5 protein-coding genes and 1 tRNA gene are annotated in these 14571 nt (G+C 36.0%); 5 read left to right on the top strand and 1 reads right to left on the bottom strand.

Translation table 11 applies throughout. The features are described 5' to 3' along the window. Positions 1–295: 295 nt before the first annotated feature. From LKE05_RS04160 to LKE05_RS04140, 5 genes are all read left to right on the top strand, one after another. Complete coding sequence (locus LKE05_RS04160; protein ID WP_308456022.1) at positions 296–1537, top strand: C40 family peptidase; 1242 nt, start codon at positions 296–298, stop codon at positions 1535–1537. A gap of 142 nt (positions 1538–1679) precedes the next feature. Beyond that, on the top strand, positions 1680–2690 hold the full coding sequence (locus tag LKE05_RS04155; protein WP_308456021.1) for a copper amine oxidase N-terminal domain-containing protein: 1011 nt from the start codon (positions 1680–1682) through the stop codon (positions 2688–2690). Positions 2691–2810: 120 nt separating this feature from the next. Beyond that, positions 2811–3242, top strand: a complete 432-nt coding sequence (locus LKE05_RS04150) for a MarR family winged helix-turn-helix transcriptional regulator (RefSeq protein ID WP_308456020.1) — start codon at positions 2811–2813, stop codon at positions 3240–3242. Next, positions 3239–3886 carry a YczE/YyaS/YitT family protein gene (locus LKE05_RS04145; protein ID WP_308456019.1) on the top strand — a complete coding sequence of 216 codons (648 nt, stop codon included), beginning with the start codon at positions 3239–3241 and terminating at the stop codon, positions 3884–3886. Before LKE05_RS04150 ends, LKE05_RS04145 begins: the two co-directional genes overlap by 4 nt. A 50-nt stretch (positions 3887–3936) precedes the next feature. Further along, positions 3937–4023: transfer RNA gene (locus LKE05_RS04140), tRNA-Leu, on the top strand. A 204-nt stretch (positions 4024–4227) separates the two neighbouring features. On the opposite strand, the gene LKE05_RS04135 is transcribed toward LKE05_RS04140, so the two are convergent. Continuing rightward, positions 4228–14559, bottom strand: coding sequence for an MBG domain-containing protein (locus LKE05_RS04135; RefSeq protein WP_308456018.1), 10332 nt, complete (start codon positions 14557–14559; stop codon positions 4228–4230). Positions 14560–14571 lie beyond the last annotated feature (12 nt).

The following is a 14571-nucleotide window of genomic DNA, read 5'->3' as shown; positions in this document are numbered from 1 at the left end:
CTGAAATTCTGTAATTTTTGAATTATTTGAATTTTGTACACTTTTACATTATTTCACGTGTAAAACACACTGTTTATGCGACATATTGAACATTTTACCCCTCGTTTTATGTTACAAAAGCTACTGTTTTATTACTGAATTGTTACAAAAAGAATACGATACGATTAAAAAAGTGTTGACAAATGGTTTAATGTGGTGTATAATCCTGTTTGTAATGTTTTAGAAATATATTAGAAATACAAATGCAATTTAAGTAATCGTTAAGAAAACTTAAATCATTAGGAGGTTTTATTTTATGAAGAACTTTAAGCATTCACTTATTGCTGTAATAGCAGTAGCAATGATAAGTTCACTTGCAGTAGCACAAGCATCCGGCTTAAACAATTCAAAAACAGAAAGAGAACAAAGAATAAATGCGGCAGCAGCAGAGCAGAGCATAACAATCGCTCAAAAGGATATTACAGACGCAGTTAAAGGTACTGCCGAGATTTCAACAGAACCTACAGAAACTTCTGCGGAAAATACAGCAGAAGAAAGCGAAATTGCAGCAAAGAGTTTTTACCCTCTTGGCTATGTACTTATCTCAAACGGTTCACTTGACGTAAGAGAAACTCCATCAGACGAGGCTAACGTTATCGACAAAGTCGAAGTATGTACAGAAGTTGAAGTTATGGAAAACTCAGAGGGTTGGTACAAAATAGCTTATAACGGCGGTAAGACAGGTTATGTTCCAAGTGAATCAATAACTCAAGATAAAAACCTTGCAGATGAGGCTAAAAAGAGTTATACTAATTACAGAATTGCTCAAGTTACACTTTCAGGCGAATCTGTAAGAGTAAGAAGTGCAGCAAACACTGACGCAGATGTTATAGAAGAACTTTCAGACGGTACTTATGTATATGTACTAAGCGGTGAAAATGATTTTATAAAAATTTGCTACGGTGATGACTATAAAGAAGGTTACGTTATCAATACTTCCCTTCAATTCACAGGTGAATGGATAGAAAAAGACACTATCGCACAAAAGCAACAGGAAATTGCAGACGCAAAGGCAGCCGCTGAAAGAGCAGAAAGAATTGCCAAGCAAAACGCAGCCGCAGCCAACGTTGCAACATCTGCACCGTCAGCATCTTCACAATCAGAAGAAACACAGTCGGCTCCGTCATCTTCATCAAAGGGACAATCTATCGTAAACACAGCAATGCAGTATCTTGGTGTTCCGTATGTTTGGGGCGGTACTTCCCCATCAGGTTTCGACTGCAGCGGTCTTGTGCAGTATGTATGTTCAAAGAACGGTATCAGCGTAAGCCGTGTAGCGGCAGACCAAAGAAATAACGGAACTTATGTAAGTCGCGACAACCTACAACCGGGTGACCTTGTATTCTTCGGCAAGGGCGGAAACATTCACCACGTTGGTATCTATGTAGGTAACGGAAATATGATTCACGCTCCTCAAACAGGTGACGTTGTTAAGATTTCTTCAATCAATACAGAATACCGTATTTCTCAATACGCAGGTGCAGTAAGAGTTTACTAATTCGATTTAATTATACTGTCCTCTCAAAATGAGAGGACAGTATTTTTTTGTGTTATTTTACAGTTAATTATTGACATAAATCTGTTCGATATGATATAATTCGATTATAAATATTGTAAATTACGGAAAAGGAGATGTTGTTATGAAGAAAAAAATTATAAGCCTGCTTTCCGCACTTGCTCTTACTGCTCAAATCGTGCCTTGTGCTTTGGCTGGCAATGACGTGAAAGTGTATGTAAACGATACAGAAATGATTACGGACGCACCTATAATTATCGAAAACGACCGCACCCTTGTACCTGTTCGTGCAATCTTGGAATATCTTGACTACAATGTAGATTGGGACGGTGACGCACAAAAGGTTACAATCGCAAAAGATGAAACTACACTAACATTTACCATAGGGAATTCAGTAATGGAGTGTAGTACCATATATCAAGGCAACCCGATTCCTTTACCAAAAATTCTTGAAACTGCACCGAAGCTTATCAACGACACCACATATATTCCGCTTTCCGATGTTACAACAGCCTTTGAATTAAACATCACTTGGGACGCTGATAATAAGGAAGTACATATCGACAAATACGAAAAAGGTTATTTGACCCCGCTAATCAAATTCGGAATTATTTCAAATGACGATTTAAACAAAAGCGAATACATCACAACTCAAGAGGCACTCAACACAATACAAAAATTTTATACAATGCCGAGCGAGTCGTATTTTAATCGTTGGTATTCGTCTGATAAATTTGAAAGCCTAAACAATATTGATTATTCATCAAAAAAGCTACTTATTCATCTTCATTCCCGAAACTTGCTGACATTGGATGATATAGCAGAATTAAAGCTTGAAGATAATCTTACCAATCTGCAAGCATTGACTTATGCCATACGAATGACGGGCAGTACATACGATTGCAGCTCTCAAATCAAAGAAATAAGACTGAGCGAGCCAAGCGATATTTACAGCACCGCTTACGAAAGAAACTTTATCGATACAGAAGATACCGCAAACGCACAATCGCCTATATCAAGGGTAGATTTTTACGAACTTTTGAATAAAATATTGTTCTTTAACTATTCAAGAGGTGGCGGTGCAGGTATATATACAACAAGTTTATATAAAACATTGCAAAAACAAATTTCATAATTCATAAAAACCTAAACCCTTTTGAGTTTAGGTTTTTATTTTGCCTATTGACAAAATTCGCATACAGAGTTATAATAGTTAGCAAGCTAACTATTAGCATACTAATAATAGAGGTGCTTTATGGATAAAAGTTTTCATTATATGATAATGGTAAACCAATCATTGTTTCAAAAAAAGGTATTGGACGCTCTATCCCCCTATAAACTCACAGCAGGTCAGCCGAAAGTGCTTGACTATTTAGGTAAGCATAACGGTTGCATACAAAAATCAATCGCCACAGGGTGTCAAATCGAGCCGGCAACGCTTACCGGCATACTGTCACGCATGGAAGAAAAAAAGCTTATTAAACGTCAAACAAAGGACGGAAACAAGCGTTCTTTATATGTGTATTTGACCGATGAGGGCAAACGGCTACAAGAAATAGTGAATGATACTTTTGAAAAAGTCGAAAATGAGATTTTGAGCGGAATTTCAGAAAGTGAAAAGGAGCAGTTTATCAACACATTTTTTAAAATATGCAATAATATGACAAATACGGAGGAATTACAGTGACAGACAAAACAGAATTAATTAAACGATACATATTTTTACTTGTTGGACTTTTCGTCAACGGACTCGGCGTAAGTTTTATCACAAAAGCCGGACTCGGTACTTCACCGATTACAAGTATCCCCTACACTCTAAGTCTTGGTTTTACGCCGACAGTCGGAATGTTTACGTTGGTTTTTAATATTTTTCTTGTAATTCTTCAAGTAATTCTTTTAAGACGTAATTTTCAACTTCAAAACTTGTTGCAGCTGCCGATTATCGCATTGTTTTCATTCTTCATTGACTTAACAATGTCCTTGCTCGGATTTATGCAGCCCGAAACATATGCTATGAAAGTTGTATCACTTATAGTAGGCTGTTTAATTCTCGGTTTCGGTGTGTTTATGGAAATGGTCGCAAACGTTGCAATGTTACCGGGTGAGGCAACCGTCAGAGCGGTTTCCGATGTGTTCAGTACCGATTTCGGTAAAACCAAAATCGCATTCGATTCGTCTATGACAATAATTGCGGCAATTTTATCATTTATAATGTTCAAACACCTTGACGGCGTCCGCGAAGGAACTATTGTTGCCGCTATTCTTGTAGGATTTATCGCAAGACTTTTCAAAAAATATATCGGCGGAATAGAAAAAATACTTATTTCTTGATTTTAGTCTTGACATTAGAAGATATTTATGGTATTATAATTGGGTAATTTGCCGATGTGGTGGAATTGGCAGACGCGCGGGACTCAAAATCCCGTGATGGCAACATCGTGTGGGTTCGACCCCCACCATCGGCACCACAGACCTTGTAAGCAGTAATGTTTACAAGGTTTTTCTTTTATTCCGACAATTTACTCGCAAAACTTTTGGTTATTTATGTCGCAATATTCCGAGTATTTTTTATGGAGGTTTAGACTTAGACACAAAGCAAAACATGGTTTTATACAGGATTTTATAACTAATTCAAAAAAAGAGTACAGATCAGAAATCTGTACTCTTTTCGATTAATCTTTTTGCACATATGTTGACGCATACATTAATTCATAATAAGCCCAATGCGATTTTGACAAATCGCTATATGGACATATCATACCGTCAATCACAGCCTTATCAGGTATTCTGCCTGTTGCAACATTCACAATTCTCGCTGCCTCTGCACGGGTTATAGGATTTTCAGGTTTAAACGTTCCATCTTGATAACCTAAAATTATACCCAACTTAACTGCAGTATATACAAATCCTGCACTCCAGCGGTTTATTTCAACGTCTGAGAACGCCTCTCCCTTTTCCGTTGATGTCTTTGTATATCGCAATATCATTGCAACAAATTGTTCTCTTGTAACAGGTTCTTCCGGTTTAAATGTTCCGTCTTCAAATCCGGAAATATACCCTTTTTCACTTGCTGCTGCAATATAGTTTTTATACCATGTTCCATCAGCTACATCCTTGAATATATTAATGCTTTCTTTCTCAAGTCCACCACTCAGATTAACCATAATTGTTGCCGCCTCTGCTCTTGTCATATATCCGTCAGGATTGATTTTTCCGTCATATCCCGACATATATGGTTCATTAGTATCACTTTGAGGTTTTTGCGTAGGTTTTAAGGTTTCTGAAGGTGATTCCGTTTCTATCGGTTCTTCCGTCGGCAAAATTGTAGGTGCAACTGTTGGCGTAGGTGTAGAGTTTGAAGAATTGTTATTTCCCTTTCCATGACTACTCTTCTTTTTAAGCGTTGTATAAATCGTTACATCCCCATCAAAGGTCAAAGGATATTTGATGCTTTCACTGCCCTTATCATTTTTATAGCAAGCGTAATATGTTACTCCTATATCTCCGATAAGATTTCTGAAATCAGCTTCTTTTTCAACAGTGACAACATTAGTATAAAAACTCTTTAGCACCGTCATATCGTCTATTGACACAAGAGTAATCTTATTGGCAAAAGCTTTTTTACTTATCGGAATACTAATTTCAGATTGATTGAAATTATCCGTTTCCGCAAATCTTATACAAACACTACATTCTTGTCCCAATTCAAGGTTTTCAAATGAATTTTCATCTTTCCACGTTTTACCGCCGTCTATTGAATACTGATACTTAGCTCCACCGTCTATCTCAAACTGAGTCATCTCCGGAGCAGTAACAGTCAATATATTACTTTCATCAGAAATAGATATATCATCTTCCTTAAGCAAAACAGTCAATGTCGCTTTTTCAATATTACCTTTTGACAACACATTATCCGAAGAAAGTTCATAGTTGTCGTCAAACGGTTTATCAAGTTTAACATTCAATATATTAACTGTTTTATCTTTTCCGGCATTAAAATCTTCAAACGAAAATTCACCCGTTGCTGTCACTTTATCATTATTTTGAACGTTTGAAAATGCTATCGTACCGGTTGTCTGTAATGTCTTTCCGTCATAAACTATAGGATTTACGATACACTCTCCATACTCTAACACTCTTTTTTCAACAGTTAAATTGTCAGTTTGTACTGTAGGAACTTTATGAGTGCTTTGAGCCAAAAGTTCAATACATTTTCCGTTATGATCAGGAACTGTCAACACATCCCCGTCTTTAGCAGCGGTTATCGTTCCGTCATCATTCGGATAACCGATAGTCACACCGTATTCTCCCAATTCAGTAAATGGTACATTATCTTCAACATACCCGCTATCATATGTAATTCTCGCTTTAGCATTGCTTAAATCAAGCTTTTCACCATATACATATTCTGTTTTGGGTTGACTTACAATTTCAACAGTTGTAAGTTCCCTATTATTAATTCTACCGCCGGAAACGTTTTTAACACTCTCTGTTTCATCAATTTCATAATTATAACTCTTGCCATAAGAATCATCCATCGAAACATATTCAATATCTACATCACATTTCGTTGTCGGTTGTTCTGTTTTATAAACTGCTTTATACAAAACACACACTTTATCATTATTAACAAGGTTTTCAAGACTCAAAATATCATTATCTGCCTTGCCGTCTAATTTATGAATTTGACCTTGATTATCGAAAATTATATCCGATGTAAGAACAGGGATACCGTCTGTTATATCTTTTACGACAAGTTTCCTCTTCTGAATAACCAATGTACCGTTATTATATACAAAACGATAATTGTCACTTTGAGCACCTGTCATTGTAATCGTATATCTTCCGACATCTGATTTTGAGTTTATATCTGTTGAACCATCACGTTCTTTGCAGACAAATACAGGTTCTGTCAAATTATCTTTAAACTCAGCACTGTCTTGTGTTTCACCATAAGCAAAATCGCTATCGTTATATGTAAAGCTAAAATCAACCGTAGGATTATCACCATATATTGCCGTCACATCATTGATATTAACATTTATCGGCTTTTTATTAATTTTCATTTCCTGACTCTTTACAGAAAGAACATTGCTTAATTCAGTTTGCGGAATAAGTGTTAAATATGCACCGTTATGTTTTGTTACGGTTAACTTATCCCCGTCTATAGCCTCTTTTTCCACACCTTCAGAGTCTGTCAGAGTAACGTCAACACCATAACCTCCAAGTTCATCATATGCAACATCATAAACAACTAAACCGTTATCATATGTTATTCTTACGCCCTTTTCCGACAAATCCAACGTTTCGCCATATGTATACTCAAGTTTCGGCTGTTTTATAATTTCAACCATCGAAATTTGTTTATCATAAATTCGTCCGCCTAAAGTTGTACTCGGTACATCTCTAAGTACATAATTACTTCCCTCTCCGTATGATTCGTCTATTGTTATATCATAAATATTAACAAGAACATTATCTGCCGGAATTACACTTGTATACATAACAGTATAATCAAGTTTCACCGTATCACCATATGAAAGGTTATCAAATTCAACTTGTCCTGCGGTATTTATTGCAACACCGTCAATTTTATGTACAAGCTGAGGATCATCATATATCATTTTTGATGTCAATGCCGGAATGCCTCCGGTTATCTTCTTAACATCAATCGGACGTTTATTTATGGTAAGCGTCGCCGGTACAAGTTTAAAAGTATAATTTGCCGAACTTGCCGAAGATAATTCAATATCATATGTTCCTACAGGAGTTTTTTCATTAGTATCGCATGATATTTTCGGTTCTTCCAATTCATTTCTGAAATTTTCAGAATGCTCATCATCACTATTTACAAACCCACTGTATTCATATTCTAATGTAGGATTTTTATCTCCGTAAAATCTTTCTTTATCTTTCGCCGTTACAGTTATAACGGCTTTATTCACCAAAAGTTGTGCCGTTTGAGGTTCTTCAAGTGTTGCTTTTGTATCAACTTTCAGTTTTATTGACTTACCGTTATGATATGCAGTAGTCAAGACATCATTATCTGCCGCAGGAGTTTCATCAGTACCGTCGGTATATACAAGTTTAACTTTACCATCTGTTTTTTTGGTCAACTCATTAAACTTCAAGTTTTTCTGAATTCTTCCACTATCATATTCAACCGTAACCGCACCACGATTAAGGTTCAACTTATCTCCGTAAGTATATTCAATCTGTTTGCCGTTATCATCTCTCAAAACCGGATCACTTGTTATAACAACACTTGTAATCTGTTCTTCAAGAACTGTACCACCTGACGCCTCACTTGGATATGATTTAATTTCATAACATACATTTTTCTCATGGCTATCGTCAAACTTAACGTCTTCTATCTTAACAGTTATAGTTTCTGCCACGTCTTTTGATGTATATACTGTATCATATGTTATGCCTATTTCATCGTTGTTGATAATACCGCTTACAGTCATATCTTTCTGTTCATTCGTATATACTGCCGTTGATTCAATATAAATAGGAAGAATTGAATTATTCTTATATATTATTTCTGATGTAAGCGTCGGAACACCATTATCGATAGAATCTATCGTAATCTGTTTCTTGTTTACAGTTACAGTTCCGTTTACATATACGAAATCATAGTTATCATTTCCGCCGCCGCTCGGTATAATATCATATTCTCCACAAACTGATTGTCCGCTTACATAATCACACGATACAGTCGGTTCGCTAAGTCCTTCGTTAAATCTTTCGCTCGATAACGTATCACCGTTTACAAGGTCAGCCATCGTATAATGGAATGTGTATTCACTCGGCGCATTATCACCGTATGTCAATGTCACATCATCGGCAACAACCCTCATTTGATGTTTGTTTACTTTCAAACTATCAGAAGAATAAGCCGCTTGCAAATCATCGGTTGCTTTAGTCGGATCATTTATTGTAAGTTTTATAAACGCACCGTTATACTTTGAAACAGTAAGCAATGTATTGTTTTTCACTGTTCCTATTTCTGTTTCGGTACCGTCTTCTTTCTTTACAAAAGTCAAGTCTATACCAAAATCAGCAAGTCTTTCAAACGGTACATCACTTTCAACATATCCGCTGTTATACTTAATATCAACACTGCCGCCCTTTAGAGCAAACCATTCACCGTAAGTATACTCCATTTTATCCGGACTGCTATTAACAATAATTTCAGACATAAGTCTGGTCATAATCTTACCGCTTGATGTTGTCGGTACAGTTACTAAAGTATAATTTTTACTACTGTCACAATCATTTGCAAATTCGACATCTTCTATATCTACAGTTGCATTGTCTGTCTGTTCAAGACTGTTATATACCGCTTTATAGGTAATATCAATGCTATCATTATTTACAAGATTGACTATATCCATATCCAAATTAGACGCAGTACCGTCCAATTTTATTGGTAACTGATAATTATGTTCATATGCTATTGATGAAGTTAAATCAGGAATACCATTATTAATTGAATTGATTTTCAATTCACGCTTATTAACAGTCAAACTGCCCTTATCTTCACATATAAATTCATAATTATCCGCACTTCCGCCAAATGCAGTAATTACATCTTCATAAGTACCCGCATTTGTCTTATTATCCGCATCTTTATCGTCAATCTTACATTGTACAGTCGGTGGAGTAAATAATGTTCCAAGTGCGGATATTATTGTTTCGCCGTCTGCCAAATCACTCTTTTCATAGTCGATTGTGTAAGTAGACGGCTCATCACCATATGTATATGATGCGTCATTTACAATAACGTGTAAAGGACGTTTCTTTACGGTTATCTCACCTGTAACCACTTTTTCTGCCGTTGCGTCAGTCGGCGGAACAAAAGTAATGGTATTTCCATTGTGACTTTTAATTGTTGCAAAAGCTCCGTCCTCAACTTCTGTATCTGTACCTGTGTATACAGCTTTAACATCATACTCTGCAAGTTTATTAAACGGAACATTTTCAATAACATCACCGTTATCGTATGTTAATTTAAACTTTCCACCGCTGAAATCAAGCTTATCTCCATACTTATATTCACGGCTTGTTCCGTCATTATTTTGGGTTGGATCTGTTGTTATTTCAATAGCTGTCATAACAGACTTAACCGCAAACCCCTTTTGCGGAGTTTCTATCTTTTGAAGATAATAGTTTCTTGCGTCACCGTAGCTTGTATCCAAGACAGCATTGGTTATATCAACATCTGTTTCCCCTACTGCCGAATTATCCGTATATGTTGCATCAAAAGTTATATGCACACAATCATCCCACAAAGGACCTCTGTTTTCGGCAAATGTTAAAGCTGACGAATCAATGTCTGTTTTGACATCAATGTTCTTTACAAGATCACTTTCAAATGCTTCTTTTGATGTAAGATTAGGAATATTATTAACCGTTTGTACAATAAGAGGTCTTTGTCTTATTACAAGGTTGCCGTTTTCATACAAAATATTATAGTTTTCGGCGTCAGCACCGCTTATAGACAATGTATATGTGCCGGCTAATGTCTTTTGATTTACATTTGTTGTTCCGTCATCCTCTTTGCAGACAATTTTAGGCTTTTTATATCCCGAAATGTTTTCTACATCGTCTGCATCATCATATTGGAAATCACTTTCTGTATATGTGTATCCATATCCGCTTGCATACTGACTTATATTTTCACCATAAGTCGTATATATATCATCAGCCTTTACGTGAAGGTCATGTTTTGTAACCGTTATCTTATCGGTTGTAACTGCCTCAACATCATAAAAAGTATCCGGTGTGACAGTTATAGTCTTTCCCGTGTCTTTAACAACTAAATGTTCATTATTTTTAGGTTCAACCTCTCCGCCCGTATATGTGAGCTTAACATCATAAGATTTTAATTCTTCAAAATTAACATTGATAACTTGTTCATTATCAAACGTCAATTTTACTTTTCCGCTTTCAAGATTAAGCGGTGTTCCGTAAACATATTCTGTTGTAGGTTGTTCAACAATTTCAAGACCTGTTATACTCTGAATATAAACTCGTCCGCCGTCTGCGGTTGTTATTGAATCAGATGAAACCGTATAGTTGTAACTCTTACCGAACGTATCGTCCATTTTTAAATCATCAACCGTTACTTGAACATTTTCAGCCGCAGTGTGATTTGCATATTGTGCATTATAAAGAACTTTAACTTCATCACTGTTATACAATCCACTTACGTTCATTGTATTTTTGTCTGTTGATTTTTCAGCCGATGCAGGCACTTTATATGGTGCCGTTTTTTCACTGCCGTCACTGTTTAAATAATATTTTGAAATAAGTGAAGGTACTTCACCTGTAATCTTTTCAACCTTTAACGGTCTTTTATTAATTGTAAGCGTACCGTTTTCGCACAAAATATTATAGTTATCACTTGTACCGCCCGACAATTCTATTGTCGACTCGGTATAGCCTTTTTCTTTATCAATTTCAGTGGATGCAGTAGCTTGACAGCTAAATTCAGGTGCAACAAAGCCAGTAAACGTACTGCTTGTTTCACCGTAAACAAAATCGCTGTTGGTAAAAGTATATGTAAATGTTACACTACTGTTTTCATCACCGTAATATCTTTGTTTATTATCAGCTTTTATATGAAGATCTTTTTTATTTATCTTGAAATTATTTGTCTTATACCAAGAGCTTATACCATCCATTGTAAGCATAAGCCACTTTCCGGTATCCGACACGCTCAAATGATCTCCGGTTTTAGCTGTTGTTTTATTACTGTATTTTATTGTCAGGCCTTTTTCAACAGCCTCTTCAAATGTCACATTTTCAACAGTACCGCTACCGTATGTGATTTTGACGTTACCGGTTTTTAAATCAAGTGTTTCACCGTAAGTATATTCAAGTTTACATTCTTCTGTTACTTCAAATTCGGTTATATTATCCGCAACAATTTCACCGTCACTGCTCGTTAAAGTAGCAGATTTAACAGTATAATTTTTCCCGTCCGGATAATCGTCATCAGTTTTGACTTTTATGTTGGTTGCCGTTACCTTTTTATTTTTACCAACAGCTTTTGTTGACTCGGTATCAGTGTATGTAACGTCATATTCAATCTTTATAATATCATTGTTAATAATTCCCGACGCAGTAAATTCATCACCGGAACAAGTTGCGGTAAATGTATAAGGGAATGTTGCATTTATACTGCAAGACGGTATCTTAACTTTACTTACCGTTATTTCTTTCGGTGTTATGCTAAGCTTGCCACTGACAAAATCAAAATAATAATTATCAGATTCACCGCTATTTTCAACAAAGTTTATCGGATAATCATCCTGACAATCCGTTGTTGTATCAGCCTCACAACTTATCTGCGGAGCAGTCTTAACAGCTGTAGCGATTGCGTCGTTATTTTTTAAACACGTTTCGTCATACTTAAATGTAAATGACGGATTTGCACTTCCGTATACTTTTGTATTATCATCTGCTGTAACGGTAAGTTTTGCTTTTTCTACTGTAATCTGATATTTTATACCGTTTATGTAAAATACAAAAACTCCTGCCTTTTTCGGTGTACCGGTTATTGTTCCGACTGATTGATTATATGTCATACCGGTAGGAATATCACCGTCAACCGTGCCTTTTTTCTCAAATCCTGTGTATGATTTATCAGTACCGTAAACTGCATTTTCCAATTCCTTAGCCGGATCTTCCGGAACAAATTCAGGCACATAATCGCCCATATATTGCAATTTGTCCATAAGATTTTCAGTGATAGAATTAGACGCACCACTTGTATCCCACATATATCCTTCATCACCGATTTGCATATTCAATGATGTAGCGCCAAGTTTAGTTGATATAACATTTCTGCCTTCCGGCGGTACTGTTTTTACTTTAAACGGCAATTTTATAAAATAACCGTCTGACAAATTAAATGTTTGACCGTCTTTCAAACACAACTCAATAACAAGTGTTTTTACAGCCCCTGTATCATTCCATGTATATGACGATGTTGAAGAATCAACCGCATAGTTTTTCTTATAATTTGTATCTCCGGTTATATCAAATACTTCAAGCTCAGGATTATTTTTCTGAAGTTGTGTTTTTAGTGCAGTAGTATTCAATGCAGTCGGATTTACATATCTCGAATCATAATCCACCGACAAAGTGATTTCTTTCAACTTATCAGTCTTTAGATTGGCTGTATTGTCAAATCTGTAACCTATCCAAAAAGCGTCATTTTTCTGAAGTTCCTGAGTTTTGTCCGCAGATGTATTCGGCTCTGTTTCTGTTCCCATAAAGTCCATATACAGTTGTGTTTTATTACTATCTGCCGATGTAGGAACATTGTATTCTTTCTGTGTTACTTTTTCATCAACTGAAAGCGACGTATATAAATCCGCCATTTTTTTGTTTAAGAAATTGGTTCTGTCTGTTTCATCAACAACTCCGTTACCGCCGCTTGTGCTTATATCAAGTGCACGATATTTATATAATGTATCGCTGATATTTGTATCCGAAATATTTTTATCATACATAAATACATCAAGCATATTTACATAATTGTCCATATTCATATCGCCTTTTTTAGGCAAGACAATCATACTTCTCTCGTCTTTTAACGGACGAGTGCCGTCATTAGGGTCATACTCATATGTAATCGTATATATGCCCGGTTTAACATTTTGAGTTTGCGAAATGTCTATTATATTCTCACTGTCTGCACCGGTCAATGTTTTCACATCGGTTTTATCGGTTGTGTTATCCCAATCTTCATATTTTAATGACGATACTGTCTGATACTGAATTGTACGTTTTATTGTCTTATCTTGTGTCAGTTCTATTGCATCGCCGTTAGAATCATACAATGTCACTCCGGGATCTGTAAATCTATCGCCCGAAAATACTACTATTGCAGTTTCGTCTTTATCATAATTTATATATTGATTTTCTTGAAGTGAAGTACCTTTTTTCACTTCAACGCCGTCTGTACCGTAAATATTCCATGCCAACGGATTATATGCGATATTTCTGTACTTATACGTCGAATCAAAAGTTGACTTAAGCGCAGTTTTTGCATCATCGGTTTGCGAAGACGCCATAATCTTTCCGTATGGTGTATTACCATATGCAAGTCGCATTTCTGTACTTAAACGCTTAACATGAAAAGTATATGTTCTACTTTTATCATTAGGCATTATAATCGTAACGGTGATTTCATTATACTCTTTATCTGTCGAGGTAAAATCAAGGTTCATATATTCTGTAGAAATATTTTTACCTGTTATAATGTCATGAGATTCAAGATCCTCACCATTATACCAATAACCTTTACCCGAAATATCCTCTGAACTGATTGAAACTTTTTCACCGTTTACCGCAACACTTGTTGTCGCACTCGGCTCATACTGTTCAAAATCCATTTTTACAGACGCGGTATTTGCGTACACATACGTATAATAGTCAGTAACTTTGCTGTCAAACGTCAAATCATTTCCGTTTACGTCTGTCCAATTTATCTGTGACGGAATATCTTCATCATTTACGTTTCTTGATGAAAATGCAACTGAGCCTGTTGTTATATCAGGTGAATTATACAAACTCCACTTTCCGTACAATGTGATATTATTAAATCTGTCAAGCATTGATGATGATATATTTGTATCTTCATCAACCTTTGTTCCTCCGCCGTTATTTTCTGTATACCAACCGTCAAATGTATATCCGATAATTCTGTACGGTTTACTGCTCCAATCCGGTATAGGTCCGTCCACCACGCCACCAGTACCTTGATAGTTATCATGCGGCTGTGGTCCGTATTCTGCATCTATATCTTCATCAGGAATGATGATAGGATGGTCCTCACTTATTTTTCCGTTACTTGCCTCGTTATATTGCAAATAATAACTGAAATCTCCATCTGCAAAAACCGGCACCACAAATCCACCTTGCAAACACATTGCAACGCTTAATAATACCGTTAATAATCTATAACATATATTTCGTTTTTTCATAAGCCCTCACCT

Origin of the sequence: Hominilimicola fabiformis (assembly GCF_020687385.1) — a bacterium.
GTDB classification, from domain to species: Bacteria; Bacillota; Clostridia; order UBA1381; family UBA1381; genus Hominilimicola; species Hominilimicola fabiformis.
The sequence above is the reverse complement of the archived record's forward strand: the minus strand, read 5'-3'. Positions and strand labels throughout refer to the sequence as shown.

Coding starts and splice junctions, on each gene's coding strand:
- LKE05_RS04160 (WP_308456022.1), top strand. CDS start 296: ATGAAGAACTTTAAGCATTCACTTATTGCTGTAATAGCAGTAGCAATG.
- LKE05_RS04155 (WP_308456021.1), top strand. CDS start 1,680: ATGAAGAAAAAAATTATAAGCCTGCTTTCCGCACTTGCTCTTACTGCT.
- LKE05_RS04150 (WP_308456020.1), top strand. CDS start 2,811: ATGGATAAAAGTTTTCATTATATGATAATGGTAAACCAATCATTGTTT.
- LKE05_RS04135 (WP_308456018.1), bottom strand. CDS start 14,559: ATGAAAAAACGAAATATATGTTATAGATTATTAACGGTATTATTAAGC.